The sequence below is a fragment of the Paraburkholderia sediminicola genome, from assembly GCF_046026855.1.
Taxonomy (GTDB): domain Bacteria; phylum Pseudomonadota; class Gammaproteobacteria; order Burkholderiales; family Burkholderiaceae; genus Paraburkholderia; species Paraburkholderia sediminicola_A.
On record NZ_JAQQET010000015.1, the window covers coordinates 42,491 to 64,120 of the forward strand.

The 21,630-nt window shown below is 62.2% G+C and carries 16 protein-coding genes; 9 read left to right on the forward strand and 7 right to left on the reverse strand.

Going from position 1 to position 21,630, the window contains the following annotated elements; translation table 11 throughout:
- The first annotated feature begins 55 nt into the window (after nt 1-55).
- On the forward strand, nt 56-1,627 hold the full coding sequence (locus PQR40_RS17975; protein WP_408340331.1) for a sulfatase-like hydrolase/transferase: 1,572 nt from the start codon (nt 56-58) through the stop codon (nt 1,625-1,627).
- Between the two features lie 135 nt (nt 1,628-1,762).
- Complete coding sequence (locus PQR40_RS17980) at nt 1,763-3,097, forward strand: MFS transporter (RefSeq protein ID WP_408387857.1); 1,335 nt, start codon at nt 1,763-1,765, stop codon at nt 3,095-3,097.
- A gap of 20 nt (nt 3,098-3,117) precedes the next feature.
- Here the strand turns inward: PQR40_RS17980 and PQR40_RS17985 are convergent, their stop codons facing one another.
- Nucleotides 3,118-3,987, reverse strand: coding sequence for a carbon-nitrogen hydrolase family protein (locus tag PQR40_RS17985; protein ID WP_408387859.1), 870 nt, complete (start codon nt 3,985-3,987; stop codon nt 3,118-3,120).
- A 485-nt stretch (nt 3,988-4,472) separates the two neighbouring features.
- Between PQR40_RS17985 and PQR40_RS17990 the strand changes: the two genes are divergently transcribed.
- Together PQR40_RS17990 and PQR40_RS17995 are read left to right on the forward strand one after the other, a co-directional pair.
- Nucleotides 4,473-5,873: a hypothetical protein gene (locus PQR40_RS17990; RefSeq protein WP_408509510.1), complete on the forward strand. Its 1,401-nt coding sequence runs from the start codon at nt 4,473-4,475 to the stop codon at nt 5,871-5,873.
- 919 nt (nt 5,874-6,792) lie between these two features.
- Entirely contained in the window at nt 6,793-7,554 is a 762-nt protein-coding gene (locus PQR40_RS17995; protein WP_408228096.1) for a 3-oxoacyl-ACP reductase, read from the forward strand.
- A 38-nt stretch (nt 7,555-7,592) separates the two neighbouring features.
- Here the strand turns inward: PQR40_RS17995 and PQR40_RS18000 are convergent, their stop codons facing one another.
- Nucleotides 7,593-8,579, reverse strand: a complete 987-nt coding sequence (locus tag PQR40_RS18000) for a zinc-dependent alcohol dehydrogenase family protein (protein WP_408509511.1) — start codon at nt 8,577-8,579, stop codon at nt 7,593-7,595.
- A 422-nt stretch (nt 8,580-9,001) separates the two neighbouring features.
- On the opposite strand from PQR40_RS18000, the gene PQR40_RS18005 reads away from it, so the two are divergent.
- The 3 genes from PQR40_RS18005 to PQR40_RS18015 all read left to right on the forward strand — a co-directional run bounded on the left by PQR40_RS18005 (nt 9,002) and on the right by PQR40_RS18015 (nt 13,097).
- On the forward strand, nt 9,002-10,390 hold the full coding sequence (locus tag PQR40_RS18005) for an FAD-binding oxidoreductase (protein WP_408228102.1): 1,389 nt from the start codon (nt 9,002-9,004) through the stop codon (nt 10,388-10,390).
- Between the two features lie 223 nt (nt 10,391-10,613).
- Nucleotides 10,614-11,204 carry a BPSL1445 family SYLF domain-containing lipoprotein gene (locus PQR40_RS18010; protein ID WP_408228105.1) on the forward strand — a complete coding sequence of 197 codons (591 nt, stop codon included), beginning with the start codon at nt 10,614-10,616 and terminating at the stop codon, nt 11,202-11,204.
- A gap of 369 nt (nt 11,205-11,573) precedes the next feature.
- Complete coding sequence (locus tag PQR40_RS18015; RefSeq protein ID WP_408228108.1) at nt 11,574-13,097, forward strand: SulP family inorganic anion transporter; 1,524 nt, start codon at nt 11,574-11,576, stop codon at nt 13,095-13,097.
- Between the two features lie 31 nt (nt 13,098-13,128).
- Here PQR40_RS18015 and PQR40_RS18020 read toward each other — a convergent pair whose 3' ends face one another.
- Entirely contained in the window at nt 13,129-13,668 is a 540-nt protein-coding gene (locus PQR40_RS18020; RefSeq protein WP_408228551.1) for a YbaK/EbsC family protein, read from the reverse strand.
- A 197-nt stretch (nt 13,669-13,865) separates the two neighbouring features.
- Here PQR40_RS18020 and PQR40_RS18025 point away from each other — a divergent pair, with 197 nt between their 5' ends.
- Together PQR40_RS18025 and PQR40_RS18030 are read left to right on the forward strand one after the other, a co-directional pair.
- Complete coding sequence (locus PQR40_RS18025; RefSeq protein WP_408387865.1) at nt 13,866-15,176, forward strand: YihY/virulence factor BrkB family protein; 1,311 nt, start codon at nt 13,866-13,868, stop codon at nt 15,174-15,176.
- A gap of 503 nt (nt 15,177-15,679) precedes the next feature.
- On the forward strand, nt 15,680-16,858 hold the full coding sequence (locus PQR40_RS18030) for a porin (RefSeq protein ID WP_408509512.1): 1,179 nt from the start codon (nt 15,680-15,682) through the stop codon (nt 16,856-16,858).
- Nucleotides 16,859-16,968: 110 nt separating this feature from the next.
- On the opposite strand, the gene PQR40_RS18035 is transcribed toward PQR40_RS18030, so the two are convergent.
- From PQR40_RS18035 to PQR40_RS18050, 4 genes are all read right to left on the reverse strand, one after another.
- Nucleotides 16,969-17,841 (reverse strand): proteasome-type protease, encoded by an 873-nt coding sequence (locus PQR40_RS18035; RefSeq protein ID WP_408228116.1) that lies wholly within the window; start codon nt 17,839-17,841, stop codon nt 16,969-16,971.
- Nucleotides 17,842-18,072: 231 nt separating this feature from the next.
- The gene (locus tag PQR40_RS18040) at nt 18,073-18,873 is read right to left on the reverse strand and encodes a transglutaminase family protein (protein WP_408228119.1); all 801 of its coding nucleotides are present in this window, start codon (nt 18,871-18,873) and stop codon (nt 18,073-18,075) included.
- A gap of 11 nt (nt 18,874-18,884) precedes the next feature.
- Nucleotides 18,885-19,835, reverse strand: coding sequence for an alpha-E domain-containing protein (locus tag PQR40_RS18045; protein ID WP_408228122.1), 951 nt, complete (start codon nt 19,833-19,835; stop codon nt 18,885-18,887).
- A gap of 193 nt (nt 19,836-20,028) precedes the next feature.
- Nucleotides 20,029-21,438: a circularly permuted type 2 ATP-grasp protein gene (locus PQR40_RS18050; RefSeq protein ID WP_408228125.1), complete on the reverse strand. Its 1,410-nt coding sequence runs from the start codon at nt 21,436-21,438 to the stop codon at nt 20,029-20,031.
- Nucleotides 21,439-21,630: the final 192 nt, after the last annotated feature.

Sequence of the window (21,630 nt, forward strand, 5' to 3'; positions counted from 1 at the left end):
GCATCTCCCCGGTTTTTCCCACTTCAGGCCGCAAGGCCGCAGACGGTGCTTATCGATGGCGGACACCCGCAACGTTCTCTTCATCATGTGCGACCAGCTTCGCCGCGATCATCTCGGCTGCTACGGCCATCCCTACCTTCAAACCCGTCATATCGACGCGCTGGCCGCGCGCGGCGTGCGTTTCGACAATGCCTTCGTCAGTTCCGGCGTATGCGGTCCGTCGCGCATGTCGTATTACACCGGCCGCACGATGAGCAGTCACGGCGCCAACTGGAACCGCGTGCCGCTCTCGATCGGCGAAATGACGCTCGGCGAATACCTGCGCCTGAATGGCCGCTCGCTCGCGCTGGCCGGCAAGACGCACGTGATGGCCGACGGCAACGGCATGCAGCGCCTCGATATCGCGCGTCAAAGTCCGCTCGGACAGCGTCTCTCGACCGGTTCGTTCGACGAACTCGACCGCTATGACGGCCACCACGAACCCGGCAAGGAGAGCGGCTACCCCGCCTTTTTACGCGAACACGGCTACGCCAGCGACAAACCGTGGAGCGATTTCGCGATCAGTGTGGAAGACGACAGCGGCGCGGTGCATTCCGGCTGGAAAATGCGCAACGTGCGCTGGCCGGCGCGGGTGGCCGAGCCGCATTCCGAAACCGCTTATATGACGAATCAGGCGATCCGCTACATCGAGGAGCAAGGCGACACGCCGTGGGCGTTGCATTTGTCGTACGTAAAGCCGCATTGGCCCTATGTCGCGCCGCGTCCCTATCACAACCTGTATTCGCTCGATCAATGCCTGCCGCCCGTGCGCAAGCCCGCCGAACTCGACAATGCCCATCCGGTTGTTGCCGCATATCGCACTCAGGAAGAATGCGTCAATTTCGCGCGTGAAGAAGTGTCGAACACCGTGCGGCCGGTTTATCAAGGTTTGATCCAGCAGATCGACGACCATCTCGGCCAACTGTGGGACACACTCGAACGACTCGGCCGCTGGCAGGACACCCTGATCGTGTTCACGGCCGATCACGGCGACTTCCTCGGCGATCATTGGCTCGGCGAGAAGGAACTGTTCTATGACACCGTGCAGCGCGTGCCGATGATCGTCTACGATCCGTCGACGCGTGCTGACGCCACCCGCGGCAGCGTCGAAACGCGCTTTGTGTCGGGCATCGACGTCGTGCCCACCGTGCTCGATGCACTCGGTCTGCCGGCCTATGAAGAGCGCATCGAAGGAAGCTCGGTTCTCGCACTCACGCGCGGCGAAACGGACCGTGCCGAAGGTTGGCGCGATTACGTGGTCTCCGAACTCGATTACAGTTTCCGCGGCGCGCGTCTCGCACTGGAACGCAAGCCCGACGAATGCCGTGGCTGGATGGTGCGCGATACGCGCTGGAAATACGTACACTGGCAGGGCTATCGCCCGCAACTCTTCGACCTGGCGAACGATCCGGACGAATACGTCGATCTCGGCGCCGACGCGAGTCACGCCATCATCCACGCGCAAATGCATGCGAAGCTCGCCGATTGGTACGGCGCGTTGAAACAGCGGGTCACGATCGACAACCCGACGGTCGAAAGCAAGACCGACACGCACAAGGACTGGGGGGTCTTTTTCGGCGAGTGGTAATACAGGCAATTGGCAGTAAAGGCGAATGCGGCCTCTGGCAGAGCCTCAATCAGAGTTTCGAGCAGAGCCTGACTCAGCGCCTCACAAAACCATCATACGCGCCCGGCCCAACGTGCCGGGCCGCCAGGAGACACCATGCAGCGCTCGCCAGCCCTTACGCCCGACGACGCGATTTATCGCAAGATCGCGCGGCGTATCGTGCCGTTTCTGTTCATCTGCTACGTGGTCAATTTCATCGACCGCGTCAACATCGGCTTTGCAAAGCTTCAGTTCCTGCAAGATCTGAAACTCGACGACGCCGTGTTCGGTCTCGCGGCAGGGATGTTCTTCGTCGGCTATCTGGTGTTCGAGTTGCCGAGCAATCTGCTGCTTGAGCGCATCGGCGTGCGCAAGACGCTCCTGCGGATCATGGTGTTGTGGGGTGCTTTGACGGTGCTGCTGATGTTTGTCAGGAGCGCGGGCATGCTGTATCTGCTGCGCTTTCTACTGGGCGCCGCCGAAGCCGGTTTTTTCCCCGGCATCATTCTTTACCTAACCTACTGGTTTCCCGATCGGCAACGCGGACGCATCACCAGTCTGTTCATCATGGCCGTGCCGTTGGCGGGCATCATCGGCGGACCGTTGTCGGGCTGGATCATGGTGCATTTCCACGACTCGCTCGGCTTGCATGGCTGGCAGTGGCTATTCCTGATCGAAGGTGTGCCGGCGATCGTGCTCGGCATCATGGCGATGCTCTATCTTGACGATCGTCCGCTGCATGCAAAATGGCTGAGCGACGCGGAGAAGGCCCACATCACCGCCGCGCTCGAAGCGGATCGAAAACAGCGCGGCGTTCAGCACGCGCCGCCCGCGCGCCTCGCCGATGTGTTGCGCAACCCGCGGATCTACCTGCTGTCGGCGATCTATTTCTGCGTGTTCATGGGACTCAATGCGGTCGGCTTCTGGATTCCGACACTGCTGCGGCATGTCGGCGTGCAGCAGATCGGCAATATCGGCTGGCTCAGCGGCGCGATTTCGGTTTGCACAGCAATAGGTATCGTGGTGATCGGGCGCAGCTCGGATCGTCAGGCCGAACGGCGCTGGCATGTGGCGGGATGCGGCTTCGCGGTGGCCGGTAGTTTTCTGTTGCTCCCGCTCGCCGCGCATAGCGTACCCTTCACGGTCGCCCTGCTGGTCGTCGCGTCGATCTGCATCTACGCGACCCTGAGCATCTTCTGGACGATCCCCACCGCCTATCTGGACGGCGGCGCCGCTGCAGCCGGTATCGCGACGATTACCGCAATCGGCGCGATTGGCGGCGCGGTGAGCCCTTCATTGGTCGGGATGCTGAAGGCCGAAACCGGCAGCGTCTACGCAGGTTTCGCGGTTATCGCCGTACTTCTGGTCGTGGGCATGGTCGCGCTGCTGTGGGCCGTGCCCGCGCCAGAACGCAAAGGATTGAGCACGGTGCAGCCGGCTACGTTGAAGTAAGCACTCGCCCGTGCTGTTCGTCAATCCAGATGACACACCACATAATCAGCAGCCGCGTCATCGCCGTACGCCTTGAAGTCCGCGAGCACCGTCTCGCGCTCGCGGACATCGGCAAGCACAGCCGGATCGAGTAGCGCGGTAATCACTTCTTCCTGTTCACGGCTCGCCTCCTCCACCACGTCGCCATAGGGGCCCCAGATCGCGCTCGCGCCGCACGTTTCCCAGCCGCCTGTCGTGCCGACGTGATTCGATAACAGCACATACATGGTGTTGTCGAAAGCGCGCGCAGGAAACCAGATGCGTGACTGGTGGTAGCCAGACTTCACGCTGAAGAGCGCGCTCACGAGATACGCGTGCGCGCCGTTTACCGCAGCGCGGCGCGCGTGCTCCGGAAAACCGGAGTCGTAGCACACGCCGAGCGCGAGCCGCCATCCGTCGATCTCCAGCATGCAGCCTTGCGTGCCCGGCCGGTAAATCTTCGTCTCGCCGCTGTAGAGATGCTGCTTGTGATACGGCTCGATCTGCTCGCCGGAACGGTTGAACACCAGCGAAGAAATATGAAGGCCGTTCGCCCCGCCTACGCCACGTGTTGCCGCGCCGACGATCACGGCGATCTCGCGCTCGCGGCAGATATCCCGAATCGGCTCGATGCGTGCATCGTGTCGGTCGAATGCGTATTTTGCGGGGTCACCCGCAATCAGGTCGGGCTCGTAGCCGCTTAGGAATTTCTCGGGGAAAACTACCAGTTTCGCGCCATGGTCGGCGGCGATACCGGCCAGTTCAACCGTTCTGGCAATGTTTGCCGTGACGTCGCCGGAAACGGGTTGCGCTTGCGCTGCGGCAATTCGCAGTGGCGCTTGCGGCAGCGCGGCCTGTTTGTTATTCAACACGAACTCCGTCAGGAATCGACTGTTGGGGTATGCCCGCCGGGGAGTGGCTTTGGCGCTTTGTATGGCGAGCGGGGCCTTGGCATTTAAACACGGGCTGCGTGCCGTGCGTGAGTGCGAAGGTAGGTTTGTGAAACACCTTCGATTATTCATGGCGCCTACGCGTAGCGGCAAATGACGCGGAAGGAGTTTGACTGGGGGCGTCGTTTTGTCGAAGGCGACACGGCATTGCTGTGCGTACTCCGACTGCCTTTTCGATGGACGGTTGCGGCTTCGAGTTGTTGTCCGCACAACCATTCGATTGGACAGCGGGATTGGAGAGTGAGTTGTTGTCGTTTGGGGAACTCGATGCCCCAGTGCATTGGCCTCGCGCGAGGGGATGGCCGCGAGCCGCGTGGTCGAGATATGCGTGATGTGATTCCGGACGGGACCTCAACGCGGGCGGCCGTTTACCGGCCGCCGCACGCTGTGCGGAACTCGCTGCATCAGTGACCGTGGCCACCGCCGTAACCACCACCATGGCCGCCGCTGCCACCGAAGCCGCCGCCGTTGCCATGGCCGCTACTGCCTTTGCCACCGTCACCGTGACCACCTTCGCCGTGGCCGCCGTTGCCGTGACCGCCGTTGCCGTGACCGCCGTCGCCGTGGCCACCATCGCCATGACCGCCGTTGCCATGACCGCCGTCGCCGTGGCCGCCGTCACCATGACCGCCGTCGCCGTGGCCACCATCGCCATGACCGCCGTCACCGTGGCCACCATCGCCATGACCACCGTCACCGTGGCCGCCATTGCCATGGCCGCCGTCGCCGTGGCCACCATCACCATGACCGCCATCACCATGACCGCCGTCGCCGTGGCCACCATCGCCATGACCGCCATCACCATGACCGCCGTCGCCGTGGCCACCATCACCATGACCGCCGTCGCCGTGGCCACCGTCACCATGACCGCCGTCGCCGTGACCACCGTTGCCATGACCGCCGTCACCGTGGCCGCCATTGCCATGGCCGCCGTCGCCGTGGCCACCATCACCATGACCGCCATCACCATGACCGCCATCACCATGACCGCCGTCGCCGTGGCCACCATCACCATGACCGCCATCACCATGACCGCCGTCGCCGTGGCCACCATCGCCATGTCCGCCGTCGCCGTGGCCACCATCGCCATGACCGCCATCACCATGTCCGCCGTCGCCGTGGCCACCATCGCCATGACCACCATCACCATGACCGCCGTCGCCGTGGCCACCGTCACCATGACCACCATCACCATGACCGCCGTCGCCGTGGCCACCGTCACCATGACCACCGTCACCATGACCACCGTCACCATGACCGCCGTCGCCGTGGCCACCGTCACCATGACCACCATCACCATGACCGCCGTCGCCGTGGCCACCGTCACCATGACCACCATCACCATGACCGCCGTCGCCGTGGCCACCGTCACCATGACCACCATCACCATGACCGCCGTCGCCGCCGTGATGCCCACCGTTACCACCGCCGTCACCATTGCCGCCGGTCCCGCCACTTCCGGTTCCACCGCTTCCGGTTCCACCACTTCCAGTTCCACCACTTCCAGTTCCACCACTTCCAGTTCCACCACTTCCAGTCCCACCACTTCCAGTCCCACCGTTCCCACCACTGCCACTCCCTGCACTTCCGGCACCGGATCCAGCCGCGCCGGACGTCGAACCGCCTCCACCACTATTAACTCCCGATCCAGTCGACGAAGTTCCGCTTCCATTGCTGCTCTGCGAACCCGAAGCCGATGTCGACCCCGAACCCGACCCCAGACCCGTAGCCGCTCCCGCAGCCACACCAATTCCACCGGACGCCCGCAATCCACCGTATTCCTGTTTGCAGCCAAGCGCGTCGAATAGCGGACAGTCGATCGGCAATACTTGCGCAATCATCAGCTTCGTCGAATTTGCCGACAGCGCTGCAGATGCGGCCGGGCTCGTTTGAGCACCAGCCATCGCCGCATAAAGACTCACAGCAACCGCCAATACCGCTTTGCCTGTCCCCAATGTCCGCGCGTCCCCGTTTTGCTTTTTCATTTCATTCTCCTAACCATATATTCCGAAAAACAGATCCAGATAACGAGTGAATCTCTGTTCGCTGTTAAAAATGAAACTTCAAGACCCGGTCGACATTGCCGCATCCGCTCGAACACCGCGCGACTTCGGACTTTCTCCCGAAGATAATCCCGGTCCGATTTGACGTGATCCGGGAGAAACGACTAGCTGTGCGCGAACAAAGCCTTGAAAAGAACACAGCAGGACCTGATGGACGTTGAAGTTATTCGGAGAGCCATCCAGTGACCGTTCGCTAGCCCACGCAATGCGATATTGCTGGCCGGTTTTCGATTAATTGCGTCGCTCGACTGTCAAAGATCGTTAATTACCGCCTTTAAAAAACGATGGAAATTTCTTTCCTTAGATATGCACTCCAAACTATCCATTATTTTTCCGTCCGGATATCTTCGCCAGATGAAATGAACAATCACGGGCGAATTTTCGACTTAATGGTGAGCAGTCTCTACGGAGAAAAGTAGACCGCGATGCGAGTAAATGTCTCGCATCAGTGTCTGCCCAGGCACAAACGAGAATTTACAAAGCCAGGAGTGAGGGCAACCACACACACCGTGCACATCGGGCAGGAAGCGCACTCCGTCATGCGCCTTGACATCTCCTCTGCACAAACGCTGTCGTTTTCGATGCGCCGCCCCACTGAACAAGCGAGAAAGCCGAATCAGGCGACAATAGGAAAATCGAAACCTCATCAACAACAGGAAAAGAGATGCTTTTATCCGAACAATGGGTGCTGGTAACGGGGGGCGCCCGCGGACTCGGCGCCGCGATCACGCGTGCACTGGTACGCGAAGGCGCGGGCGTCGTGGTGAATTACCGTAAGAGTGAAACGCTGGCTCACGCACTCAGAGACGAACTCGGCGACCGTATCGTGCCGATCCAGGCGGACGTGACCGATGCAGCGGCTGTCGCGCGTCTGTTCGAAACGGCGCAGGCGCAAGCCGGGCAGCCTATCGTGTCCGTGGTCAATAACGCGCTGGCCGACTTCCAGTTCGACGGCGACGCTCGCCCGAAAATCGACTCAATCGACTGGGCGCGCTTCCAGCAACAGTTGGACGGTTCGCTCAAGGGCGCGCTCAATACGATGCAAGCGGCCGCCTCGGGTATGCGCTCACGCGGATTCGGCCGCATCGTCAACGTCGGCACCAATCTGTTTCAGAACCCCGTGGTCCCCTATCACGACTACACCGCGGCCAAAGCGGCGCTGCTGTCGCTAACGCGCACCGCTGCTCACGATCTCGGCCCGGACGGCATCACGGTGAACATGGTGTCGGGCGGCCTGCTACGCACCACGGACGCGAGCGCGGCCACGCCGGAATTTGTTTTCGACCTGATCGCCAGTTCAACACCGGTGCGGCGCGTCACAACCCCCGAAGAGTTCGCCGACGCCGTGCTGTTCTTCCTGTCGCCTTGGGCGCGCGCGGTCACGGGTCAGAATCTGATCGTGGACGGCGGCCTCGTGAAGGGCTAATTGAAAGGCGCGCAGCAACGCCGCGTTCAACGTTCCGCTCAGCTCACCTCGACCACAACTTTGCCTCGCGCGCTACCGTCGGACAGTGCGTCATAAGCAAGCTGCGCGGAACTCAGATCAAAGCGCTGTGCGTCGAGGCGGGGCGCGAGCCTGTTTTCTTCAGCGAACCGCGCCGCCACATGCAGCATCTCGCCGTAATGCGCGCGGCCTTTGCCGGACAGCAACGCATGCAGCGTAAACACGCCTGAGTAAGTGGCTTCGCGAAACGACAGCGGCGCTAGCGCATGCGTGCCCCACCCGAGCGCGCTCACCACATGGCCGAAATGCCTCACGGCGGCAAACGATGCGTCGAGCGTCGCCCCGCCGACCGTATCGACGACCAGGTCGAAACCCACGCCATCCGTCGCAGACTGGACATATTGCTCGACCGACTGCGCACGGTAGTCGATCGGCCTAGCACCGAGCGCCTCGATCAAACTGCGGTCGCGCTCGCTCACTGTCGCAAAGACTTTCGCACCGAGCGCGAGCGCCAACTGCACTGAGACGTATCCGACCCCGCCCGCCCCGCCATGTACAAGCACCGTTTGCCCCAAGCGCAAATGCGCGCGATCGACAATGCCCGAGTACGCCGTGATGAAGGCAAGCGGCAGCGCAGCGGCTTCGCGCATCGAGAGATTGGACGGCTTCAAGGCCAGCAGATCCGCGTCGACACATGCGTATTGCGCCAGCGAGCCTTGCAAGCCACCCACGCCACCCGTCATTCCGTATACCTGATCACCCGCTTTGAAGGCGCCGACACCGTCGCCGACTGCCTCGACGACGCCTGCCATGTCGATCCCCAATACCGCCGGTAACGGGTGTTTCGCGTGCCCGGCGGCGCCGGCGCGGATCTTGGTGTCGAGCGGATTCAGGCCGCTCGCGGCGATTCGCACCAGAACCTCGCCGCGCGCAGGTTCGGGGCGCGGCAATTCAGTTAGTTCGAGCGGGCCGTTGTGCCGTTTGAGAACGAGAGCTTGCATGGACATAACGCTTCCCCTGCGATTGATTGTGAACGAGTCGATACAGGCATAGTCCTCCCCGCGATACAGCGTGTAAATCGACACTTCCGCACGGCACGCAAACAAAAATGCCACCGTTCGTCCACAAAAGTGTCGCCGCGCAACCACCACCACGGCGCACAACCAACACTTCTTCTCGCGGTCTTTTTCCGAAGCATTTCCACCATATGCAGCAGTGACGCCAGCCATGACTCGCCCCGCAACACGCGGACACTTGCCGCACGCGCTTTCGCGCGGCGTCGATCGCGGACGCGGGTTTACCTTCGTTTGACTTAAGGAAGCAGGGCCGTTTACTGGACGCAGTTTGAGCCAGCCCAGACGCTTTCAATTTACTTTGCCCAGCTGAATTGTGTTCTGGGAGCGTCTCCCATTATTTATGGAGGTGTGTCATGGTTAGCGTGTCCAGCAGCGCCGCCGGAGAACTCAAAGCCGCGATCCGAGGCGAATTGTTGCTGCCCGGCGACGCGGGTTTCGACGAGGCCCGCAGCATCTGGAATGCAATGATCGACCGGCATCCAGCGATGATCCTGCGCTGCGCCGGTGTGGCCGACGTGCGCCGCGGCGTAGCATTCGCGCGCGACAACAATTTGCCGCTGGCGGTGCACAGCGGCGGCCATAACATCGCCGGCACCGCGCTGTGCGACGACGGCCTCGTGATCGACCTGTCGCCGATGAAATCGGTACATATCGATCCGCTGGCGCGGCGCGCGTATGTCGAACCTGGCGCGACGCTCGCCGATTTCGACCACGAGGCGCAAGCGTTCGGGCTCGCCACGCCGCTCGGCATCAACTCGACCACCGGCGTAGCAGGTCTGACGCTCGGCGGCGGATTCGGCTGGCTAAGCCGCAGATACGGCATGACCGTCGACAATCTGATTTCAGCGGATGTGGTGACCGCCGACGGCGAGCTGCTGCACGCGAGCGCCGACTCGCATGACGATCTGTTCTGGGCGATTCGCGGTGGCGGCGGCAATTTCGGCGTCGTGACACGCTTCGAGTTCGCGCTGCATCCGGTCGGACCGCTCGTGTACGGCGGCCTCTTTGTGCTGCCGCTCGATCAGGCGAAAAATGCCCTGCTCCAGTACCGCACGGCTGCAGAACAGATGCCGGAGGAATTGAGCGTATGGGCCGTTTTGCGGCTTGCGCCACCGCTGCCGTTCCTGCCGCCCGAAGTGCACGGCAAGCCGGTCATTGTATTCGCCATGTGCTACTCGGGCCCCGTCGAAAAAGGCCCGTCCGTGGTGGAGGCCGTACGCGGCTTCGGCACGCCGGTCGGCGAACATCTTGGGCCGATGCCGTACGCCATGTGGCAACAGGCGTTCGATCCACTGCTGACGCCGGGCGCCCGTAACTATTGGAAGTCGCACAACCTCGACAAAATATCGGACGGTCTCATCGATGCACTGCTCGATGCGATTGGCAAGCTGCCGTCGCCGCAATGCGAAATCTTCTTCGGGCAGATCGGCGCACAGACGAGCCGGGTGCCGGTCGAAGCCACGGCCTATTCGAGCCGCGACACGCAATACGCGATGAACGTGCACGGCCGTTGGGACGACGCGAGCGATGACGAGCGCTGCATTGCCTGGGCCCGCGCTTTCTTCGACGCCGCCGCACCGTTCGCACTAGGCAGCGTGTACGTCAACTTCATGACAGAGGAGGAAGGCGCCCGGGTGGCTGACGCGTACGGGCCGAACTACGCGCGTCTCGTCGCCGTGAAGAACCGCTACGACCCGCGCAATTTGTTCCGCCACAATCAGAATATCCGCCCGGCGGCGTAGGGATCGAGGGGGAAGCGGCGTTGAATGCCGCGAATCCCCGCGAACGTCAGCGCATTACGGTTGTCTGAACCACAAGCCGTGGCGTCAGGCACGCTAAATGCTGGTTAGCACTAAATGCTGGTTAGCAGGCATACGGGCTCCAGGCGTATGGACGTGCCGGCGTCACGGCACTCACTGTCACATAAGAAAACGCAACCTTCACCACGCAAAAAGGAAAACAATCATGCGCAGACGACAATTCATCATGACCACGAGCGCTGCCTTGGCTACGGCGGGTTTTAGCCTTGCCGGTTGCACGACCACGTCGCCGTCCTCGAGCGCATCGCCGTCGGCAAACGCCGGCAAGCGCGACACAATCAACGCCGGTGTCGATTCCACGCTGTCGCGTCTGTACGCGAACGTCACCGGCTCGCGTGAACTGGTCGCCAAAGCGCGTGGCGTGCTCGTATTCCCGTCGGTGATTTCGGCGGGCTTCTGGGTCGGTGGGCAGTACGGTGAAGGTGCGTTGCGCGTGGCTGGACGCACGACGGGCTACTACAGCACCGTCGCGGGCTCGTTCGGTTTGCAGATCGGCGCGCAGTCCAAGGCGCTCGTGTTTCTGTTCATGACGCAAGAGGCGCTGGATAAATTCCTCGGCAGCCAGGGATGGGCAGCCGGCGCCGATGCAACGGTCGCCGTGCTGAAGGTCGGCGCGAACGGCGCGGTCGATACCTCGACCGCCACCAGCCCGGTCGAAGCGTTTGTACTGACGAACGGCGGCCTGATGGCTGGTTTGTCGCTCGAAGGCACCAAAGTCTCACGTCTGATCATCTGAGCGCGCTCCGCTCGCTAAAGACAGTCAGGCGCAGTCACGCGGCCTTGCAACCGGCTGCGTGACGCCGCCATCTGGCGGCGTCATCCGCGCCACGGCCGCAGCTCTGTTCGCCTCGCCAGGTCACATTGACCGGTCTGCTGTAAAATTCACCCGTTTTGCAATCCAGGCTGGCCACTGCTCTCTCCTGGCCACGACATTATTCTGTCTGGCGCCTCGTGTATCGCCACGCTGTTTGCCCCGGCTTCCCACTTCGCCGACCGCTCGCGGACGGCTTTTGTGTATGAAAGCGGCGGCACGCCACCTTTTACACATTGATAGCGCAGCCGCACGACCGACGCGCTCGCAACCCGCAATCACAGCTCCCTTCAGATGAACACCGCTAGTCCCACTCACGGTTGGCTCGCCAATCTTCCCGGTATCAAGAGCAATGTCCTCGCGGGTCTCACCTCGTCGTTCGCGTTGGTGCCGGAATGTATCGCCTTCGCGCTGGTCGCCCACCTCAATCCGCTGATGGGTCTGTACGGCGCCTTCTTCATCTGCACGATCACGGCGCTTTTCGGCGGACGGCCCGGCATGATTTCCGGCGCAGCCGGTTCGATGGCTGTGGTGATCGTGGCGCTGGTCGTGCAGCACGGCGCGCAATATCTGCTCGCCACGGTGGTGCTCAGCGGCATCCTGATGGTGCTGTTCGGCGCGTTACGGCTGGGCAAGCTGATTCGCATGGTGCCGCACCCCGTGATGCTCGGTTTCGTCAACGGACTCGCAATCATCATCGCGATGGCGCAACTGGCGCACTTCAGGCAGAGCACGCCGCAAGGCGAACAATGGCTGCACGGCAGCGCGTTGCTGATGATGTGCGGTCTCGTCGCGCTGACGATGCTGATCGTCTATCTGCTGCCGCGGCTCACACGCGCCGCGCCGCCCGCGCTGGTGGCGATCGTCGGCGTGGGGCTCTTCAGTCAGATTTTGCATCTGCCTACGCGTACGCTAGGCGACATGGCCCACATTGCCGGCGGCCTGCCGAGCCTGCATTTACCCAGCGTACCGATGAATCTCGACACGCTGCATGTAGTGCTGCCCTATGCGTTGCTGATGGCGATCGTCGGTCTGCTGGAAACGCTGCTGACTTTCAACCTGACCGACGAGATCACCGAAACCCGCGGCCAGCCGAATCGCGAATGTCTGGCGCTGGGCGCGGCGAATATCGCCTCGGGGCTGTTCGGCGGCATGGGCGGCTGCGCGATGATCGGGCAGACCATGATCAATCTGAATTCGGGCGGCCGTTCGCGGCTGTCGGGCATCGTCAGCGGCGTGATGATCCTGATGTTCATCCTGTTTCTGTCACCGCTGATCGAACGGATTCCGTTGGCGGCGCTGGTCGGCGTGATGTTCGTGGTGGCGCAGCAGACCTTCGCATGGGGCTCGCTGCGGGTATTGGGCAAGGTGCCGCGCAACGACGCGCTGGTCATCGTTGCAGTCACCATCATTACCGTGTTCTCCGATCTCGCGATTGCCGTGTTGTGTGGCATCGTGATCGCCGCGCTCAATTTCGCCTGGCAACATGCCCGCGAAATTCACGCGCATATCGAAGACCACGGCGGCGACAAAACCTACGTTCCACGCGGCACGCTGTTTTTTGCGTCGACCACCCGCTTTCACGAGCTTTTCGACCCGGTCAAAGATCCAGCCGACATCACGGTCGATTGCAGCCATCTGATGCTCGCGGACCATTCCGCATTGGCGGCGCTGCAGGGACTGGTCGAACGCTACCGGAAAGCCGGCAAGCAACTACGCGTGAAAAATCTGTCGGAGCGCAGCCTGCGCCTGCTGACCCAGGCCGGCGTTGAGATATCAGGAAACGGCGACCTTCTTCATCGGCGCGCGTCGCTTTAATGGCCGCGTTCAAGGCCGCGTTGAAGACAATTCACTCGACCGGCAGCACAAGCGAGGCAACTTCACAACGCGGCCACTGCTGCAGCACCTCGGGCGCCAACAGCAACTTGGCCGCCCGCACCCCTGCCCCCATCACGATCTGAGCGCGCTCCATGACCGCGGCGTCGACGAGGATGCGCCAGTCGTCCGGCAAGCCAAAGGCAGTAATTCCGCCGAACTCCATCCCGCTATGCTCCACCGCGGCCTCCCGCCTGGCGAACGAAAGGCGCTGCGCACCCAGCGCCGCCTTCACCGCACCGTTAATGTCGAGGCGCAGCGAACCCAGCGAAACGAGCGCCGCGTAGTGCTCGGCACCCTCCTTCTTGTAGCGGATCACGATCGTGTTGGCGCAGTCATCAAGGCCGAAGCCGTAGCGCGCGCTGAATTCGGCGGTGTCAGAAGCGTCATCGCTAACGGCAAATACGGTGACGCCCTGAGCCGGCAAATTCTCGACGACATGCGCTGGCAAATGCGCGCTCAATTGTTCCGCAGGAATGATGTCCAGCTGCTTTACGGGTTCGTGCGAGTGCATAGTGATCAAAGTGAAGGTCCAACGGCATTCTAACGGCACACCTGCTTGCGGCGCATCACGCCCATGCGCAAACAGCACTTGATATAGTGACAGGCACAAGGTTTGCGAAAGGTGTCGATGCGAAGACTGCGTCGATGCCACCTCAACGGCACGCACACGGCGCATCCGGCGCCAGTATCCCATTGAGAAAAACGACCATGGACATCGACACGCTTTCCGCCGAGAACCTTCAACTGGTGGCCCGCAAGCAGGCCAATTGGGCAATCGGCGCATTCAAACAGTTTGCCGACGACCGTTGCGCGGCCATGGCCGCCAGCATCGCTTTCTATGCGGCATTCTCGCTCGCGCCCACGCTGGTCATGGTGATCGCCGTGGCCGGCTGGTTCTTCGGCGCTGAAGCCGCGCGCGGTGAGTTGTTCAACCACATTCACGGCCTGCTCGGCGACCAGGCCGCCGCGGGCGTGCAGACCATCGTCGAGAACGCCCATCACAGCGGCAGCGCCGGTGGCGTCGCGGCCATCATTTCATTCACGATGCTGGCGATCGGCGCCTCGGCGACCTTCTCATCGCTCAATAGCGCACTCAATATGGTGTGGCCGTACACGGGGCCGCGCTCGTCGAGCGTGATCGCGCTGGTGCGCGTGCGCCTGATTTCGTTCGGCCTCGTGCTTGGTGTCGCGTTCCTGCTGATCGTCTCGCTGGTGCTCGATACGGTCATCACATTCATCGGCAAATGGCTGTGGGGAAACTCGCCGTATGTGGTGATCGGCAACCTGCTGCAACTCGGGGTCGGCCTGCTGGTGCTGGCGTTCGCCTTTGCCGGCCTGCTGAAGTTTTTGCCCGACGCCAAGGTGCGCTGGCGCGATGCGTTTGTCGGTGGGATCGTCGCGGCCGTACTGTTCTCGGCGGGCAAGAAACTATTCGCGCTGTATATCGCGCACGCCGGGATGGCGAGTTCGTTCGGCGCGGCCGGCTCGCTCGCGGTGTTGCTGATGTGGCTGTACTTCTCGGCCGCCGTGCTCCTGCTCGGCGCGGAATTTTCAGCGGCGCGCGGGCGCATGCACGATCCGCGCGGCGGATGGGGCATGCAGGAAGACTCGCCGCCTGGCAGCCGCGCCATGCTTGCTTCGGTGCTCGCGGCATCGACGGTATCGGCTGATGCGCGACCGCGCGTGCAAGACCGTGAATCACGCGCTGCGGGCGCCGCGCCGGCAACGGGAGCGGCAGCCGCCGCGGCGCTTGCCGCAACCGCTCCGGCGTCGGCTTTGCCGCAGATGGAATCGCAAAAGAAGGCTTCGCCGCGGGCGACCGCGGTCAAGGTCGGCCGCACCGTCGTTCGTGCTGAAGCGCAGGCAACGCGAGTCGCCGCCGTCACGCTGGTCGAAGCCGGCCGCACGGCCGTCGCGGCCGATCGCTATGTCAAACGGCATCCGTGGACCTCGGTGCTGCTAGCCGCGGCGGCCGGACTGGCAGCCGCGACCGTGGCGCGCCGCAACGGGAAACGATAGCGGCCGTCACGAGCGGCGACCCCACACTGCGCGGCCGCGCCTCGCGCTAACAAGCGCTGGATATGACTGCGCCGATGCGAAGGCCATCACATCGGACCGCAACGGCAAGTCTCCGCCCAAAAGGGTGCAACCGCAGCGGTTGCGCCTGCTCACACCGCACAAATTCTGTCCAGCGCGCACGTCAAGCGAAAACACGGCCCCATTTTTATATGGGCGCTACAGAACGGCGAGAGTAGTTAGACGACTAAATTACAAATGCCATTCAAACATGTGTCTAAATTGAGGGTACCGGACCCTTCACTATCAACGAAACAACAATAATGCGCAGTCAACGAATAAATATTGCGGAAATAGCAATAATCGTTAACGGGCTTTAAATACAAGGCTTTGCGTCGTTTGTCACTTTTTAGAGACAGTCTTTTTTTTCCTGTTCTTGCCGGTTGAGGCAGTGAGCTATTCTCCTTTCCGCAACAAAGAAACTAATCATCTGCGTGGAGAAATGGATGAAACGAATCGCACTGTCTACCCTCTCGCTGGCGCTTCTGGGCGTCACCGGCGTGGCACATGCTCAAAGCAGCGTTACCCTCTACGGCCTGATCGATGAATCGATCCAGTTCGCGCACAACACGGTTGACGCTTCCGGCAAGAACTCGAATCAAACCGGCCTGGTCGGCGGCAACCTTCAAGGTAACCGTTTTGGCCTGAAGGGCACGGAAGACCTCGGCGGCGGCCTGAAGGCGATCTTCCAGTTGGAAAACGGCTTCGACATCAATACCGGCAAGCTGGGTCAAGGCAACAAGATGTTCGGTCGTCAAGCCTTCGTCGGCCTGTCGGGCGATCAGTGGGGCACGGTCACGCTGGGTCGTCAGTACGATCCGGTGGTCGACCTGGTTCAACCGCTGACGGGTGACAACTACTTCGGTTCGACCTTCGCAACGCCGGGTGACGTTGACAACAACGACAACACCTCGCGCACGAGCAGCGCCGTCAAGTACACCTCGCCGGTGTGGAGCGGCTTCCAGTTCGAAGGCATGTACGCATTCGGCGGTGTGGCTGGCGCAACGGGTTCGGGTCAAACGTGGTCGGGTGCAGCAACGTACTCGACGGGTCCGTTCAGCGTGGCAGCAGGTTACTTCCGCGCCGACAACCCGAGCTCGACGGCTCTGCGCTCGACTTGGGGCGGTACGTCGGACGGCACGTTCGACAACCAGATCAGCAACATCTACGGTACGGCCAAGTCGATCGGCATCGCTTCGGTGGCAGTTCAGTACGTAGCAGGCCCGTTCACGGCCAACCTGCGCTACAGCAACGCTCAGTACAAGCCGGATGCACAATCGGGCTTCGGTTCGACCGAGAAGTACAACGTTGGTGGCGCCTACCTGGGTTACCAGGCAACGCCGGCAATGCTGGTGGGCGTGGGCTACGTCTACACGAAGGCTAGCGGCGATACGGGCGCAACGTATCACCAGGTTTCCCTGGGCGGCGACTACAACCTGTCGAAGCGCACGGACATCTACCTGGTCGGCGCATATCAGCACGCAAGCGGCAACCAGCGCATTCCGAACGCAACCGGCACCGGCTCGGTCATCGTCGACGCTGGCGCAGCGATCGGTTCGTACGGCTACAACTCGGCTACCAGCTCGCAAGAACTGGTCAGCCTGGGCATCCGCCACAAGTTCTAATCGAGCTTGACGGACTGCTGAAGCAACACGCAGTTGAAAACCAGCCACGGGCGCAAGCCCGTGGCTGGTTTTTTTCGTCTGCCGATCCGTACGCTACTACCCTGAACCGCCTAGCGCCGCTGGGCCTTGCCCTTCTCCGCCTGCGCCAACGTCTGTGCGGGCTTCGCATCGAGCTCATGCTCCACGCCGTCCGCACCCACCGGCGCGCGATGCAGCACCAGTGCCCGCTCACGCTGCAGCAGCGGCACATTGGGCGAATCCTGCCAGTCCGGATCGGGAATTTCGCCGAACACCTGGCGCAAGCGCTCGCCCCATGTGCGATGAATCATCTCGAAGTACGCATTGTCGTGATCGATCGAGACGAAGCGCGTGACGTGCAGCGCATCTTTCTCGTAGACGAGCAGATCGAGCGGCAAACCGACCGACAGATTCGAGCGCAGCGTCGAATCCATCGAGATCAGCGCGCACTTGGCGGCTTCGTCGAGCGGCGTGGACGGCGTGAGCACGCGGTCGATGATCGGCTTGCCGTACTTGGCCTCGCCGATCTGGAAATACGGGTTCACGGCCGACGCTTCGATGAAATTTCCCGCCGCGTAGATCATGAACAGACGCGGCCGGTTGCCTGCGATCTGGCCGCCGAGAATGAAGCTGCAATTGAACTCGACGCCGAATTCCTGCAACGCCTCGGCTTCGCGCTGATGCACGCAACGCACCGCACGGCCGATCACTCGGGCCGCGTCAGCCATAGTGGGCGCGTTCCAGAGCGTGGGCAGCGAGGGATCGGCAGGCTCGGACAGTTCGTGGAGCACCGCTTGCGTGAGCGACAGATTGCCGGCGCCCAGCAGCACGAGCATGCGTTCGCCCGGTTGCTCGAACACCGACATCTTGCGTGCGGTGCTGATGTGATCGACGCCCGCATTGGTGCGCGTGTCCGAGAGGAACACGAGCCCGTCGTCGACGGACATCGCTACACAGTAAGTCATAAGGAAAGGTACCCGCGAAAGACGACAGAACGGCGCTATTGTAATGCGGCGCGCATGCACCTTACCCCTATTACGGCGCGTGCGGGCCTAATCTGAAGCGCTATGCGGGCTGACGCTCATCCAGGCCCCTCGTCAGGCCTGCTGGCAGGCGTCACCCCTATGATGCCAAGGCCGGCCCAGGGGCCTGTCAGGCGGCCGGTCAGCGCCCCTGGAGCCTGCCCCCTGGCCCCTCTATTGCGCCAGTTGCGCACTGACCGTGACGGACACCTTCAGTTGCTCCTCCAGCCCGCCGATACGCCGTCCGCGCACTGGCGCTGCGGCTTCGTAGTCGCGCGCCACGGCGAGCCGGCAGTAGATCTCACTGGCAAACGCGGCGTGCGTGACGTCGACGGAAATCCAGCCCTTGCCGTCGAGCCATACGTCGACCCATGCGTGACTCGCTCCGTGCTCGACTTCGCCGGGTTCGATGTAGCCGCTCACGTAACGCGCCGGAATGCCGCGCGCGCGACAGCATGCCAGCATCAGATGCGCATGGTCCTGGCACACGCCGTTGCCGAGCGCGAGCGCCTGGGCGGCCGTGCTGGTAACTTCGGTGATGCCCGGGTTGTACTTCACGCGCTGCACGATCTGCTCGGACAACGCAATCAGATTGCTCGAACTCGCAAGGCTCGGCACCGATCCGGCCAGTTCGCGGATCGCCGCGTCGGCCTCGGTGAGACGCGTCGAGCAGGTGAAATGCTCGAGCGGAATCGGGCCGACTGCGTCGGGCAGTTGGCCGTCGATCAGCGGGATCGTGTCCACTTCGCCCGCTACGTGCAGACGAATCTCGCCGTGCGGTTTGTTGATGACGAGCGTATGCAGCACATTGCCATAAGCATCGAAGGTGGCGTCGAGCTTGCCGGGCGCATCGATGCTCCAGCGCCGCACCACCTGCGAGGCGCCGCTCGACGGCGTCAGACGCAGTTGCTGGATCGAATAATGGACAGTCGCTTCGTAACGATAGGACGTGTCGTGGCGGATCGTCAGGTACATATAAAACTCCGTCAGGCGACTGGCAGCATCAGATAGGTACGCGCAACCAGATTACCAAGCTCGAACACGCGAGCGAGGAACTGCGTCAGATAGGCGTGCAGGCCGGCTTCGAAAATCTGCCGGATGTCGGAGTACACCAGCTCGGCGCGCAGCTTGCCGGCAAATCGCTCACACTGGTTCGAGCCCGCCGTGCGCAGCATCGCCAGATTCGCGCAGACGCCTTCGAGCGAAGCGAGCAGCGAGCGCGGCATCTGCTGGTTCAGGATCATCAGTTCGACCACCCGCGCCGGCGTGACGACATCGCGATACACCTTGCGATAAATCTCCAGCGCCGACACCGAACTGAGAATCGAAGTCCAGTAGTAGAAGTCTTCGAGCTGGCGCGCGGCATCGCGTGAGTTCGGCTCGACGTCGGCAAAGCGCACGTCGAGAATCCGCGCGGTGTTGTCGGCGCGTTCGAGGAAGGTACCGAGCTGTGTGAAGAAGAACGCGTCGTCCTGCAACGCGGTGCCGATCGTCACGCCGCGTGACAGGTGGGAGCGGAACTTCACCCACTCGAATAGCGCGCCTGGATTGCTCGACGCCTGCCCGGACGAGGCGCGTTCGTTGAACTCGAGCCAGGTGTCGTTGATGGTTTCCCACCATTCGGTCGTCAAGGTGCCGCGCACGGCGCGGGCGTTTTCGCGCGCGGCCTGCAAACATGAATGAATGCTCGACGGATTGGTCGCATCGGCCACCATGAAATCGAGCACATGTTCGCGGGTCGGTTCGTCGTAGCGTTGCGCGAAGGCAGACTCGAGTTCGGAGATGCGCAGCACCGAACGTTGCGTGCGCGCATCCTGTTCGGGCGTTTGCGGCAACAGCAGTGCCTTCAGGTTGATGTCGAGCATGCGGGCGGTGTTCTCCGCGCGCTCCATGTAGCGGGCCATCCAGAAAAGGTGATCGGCGGTTCGGCTTAGCATGACGGCGTTCCGTATCTGATGACGCGGGACCTTTGCAAAAGTAAAAGGTCCGCGCTGGTTATCCGTGTGCGCCGGCGGCGGTTTGACTGCTGCGCCGGCGCGTCAGGTTGCGGGCGCGGTTGCCTGCATGGCTACAGGAGATGCTGCACGAGCTGTGACATGAGCCACTGCAGCAACCGCATTGGCAACCGCGTCAGTCGACCATCCACGTATCTTTGGTCCCGCCCCCCTGCGACGAATTGACGACGAGCGAGCCCTCCTGCAAGGCCACGCGCGTGAGACCACCCGCGCACATCGTCACGCTCTTGCCAGACAGCACGAAGGGGCGCAAGTCGATATGACGCGGCGCAATGCCCGCTTCGACAAAGGTCGGACACGCGGAGAGCGCCAGCGTGGGCTGCGCGATATAACCGGCGGGCCGCGCAATCAGACGTTCGCGGAACGATTCGATTTCGGCTTTCGTCGACGCCGGCCCCACCAGCATCCCGTAACCGCCCGCGCCATGCACTTCCTTCACGACCAGCTCGGCCAGATGAGCGAGCGTGTACGCGAGGTCGTCGGGCTTGCGGCACTGGAACGTGGGCACGTTATTGAGGATCGGCTTCTCACCCAGATAAAACTCGATCATTTCCGGCACGTACGGGTAGATCGATTTGTCGTCGGCGATGCCGGTGCCCATGGCGTTCGCAAGCGCCACGCGTCCGGCGCGATAGGCGGTCAGCAGACCCGGCACGCCCAGCGCCGAGTCGTTGCGGAAGGCGAGCGGATCGAGAAAATCGTCGTCGACGCGGCGGTAGATCACGTCGACACGCTTCGGCCCCTGCGTGGTGCGCATGAACACATAGTTGTCGTCGACGAACAGATCCTTGCCCTCCACCAGTTCGACGCCCATCTGTTGCGCGAGGAAGGTGTGCTCGAAATATGCCGAGTTATACATGCCCGGCGTGAGCACCACCACGACCGGATCGTCGACGCCTTCGGGCGCAACCGAGCGCAATGTGTCGAGCAGCAGATCGGGATAATGTGCGACCGGCGCAATGCGGTTCTGCACGAACAGCTCGGGGAAAAGCCGCATCATCATCTTGCGGTTTTCCAACATATAGGACACGCCCGACGGCACCCGCAGGTTGTCTTCGAGCACGTAAAAGTCGCCCTCGTCGCCCGCGCGGACCACGTCGACCCCGGCGATATGCGCGTAAACACCGAGCGGCACGTTAACACCCTGCATTTCAGGCCGGTATTGCGCGTTGGTATAGACCTGTTCGGCCGGCACGATACCGGCGCGCACGATGTTGCGATCGTGATAGACGTCGTGGATAAACAGATTGAGCGCCTGCACCCGTTGGCGTAAACCGGCCTCCAGGGTCTGCCATTCGCTGCGCGGAATGATGCGCGGAATCAGATCGAAGGGAATCAGCCGCTCGGTGCCGGACAAATCGCCGTTCACCGCGAAGGTGATGCCGACCCGGCGGAACAGCAGGTCGGCTTCCGCACGTTTGCGTGCGATCGCCTCATTGCCCTGCTTCACCAGCCACCTCTCAAAGCGCGCGTAGTGTGGCCGCACGGCATCGTCATGATGACGCATCTCGTCATAGCATCGCATGTCACGCCCCGCTCTTGTTGTCGGATAGAAGGCGAATGCGCTGCGCATTCGGTGTTCGACAATCGTTGAAGCAAGCGCTATGCCATTCGGCTTTTCACGTGCTAAACACGGTGCATGCACGCCAAGAGCGCATCCTGACCGGCATGGCCTCGCTGCCATCGTACTGCGGCGGCCCATGATGCGCTAGTACGG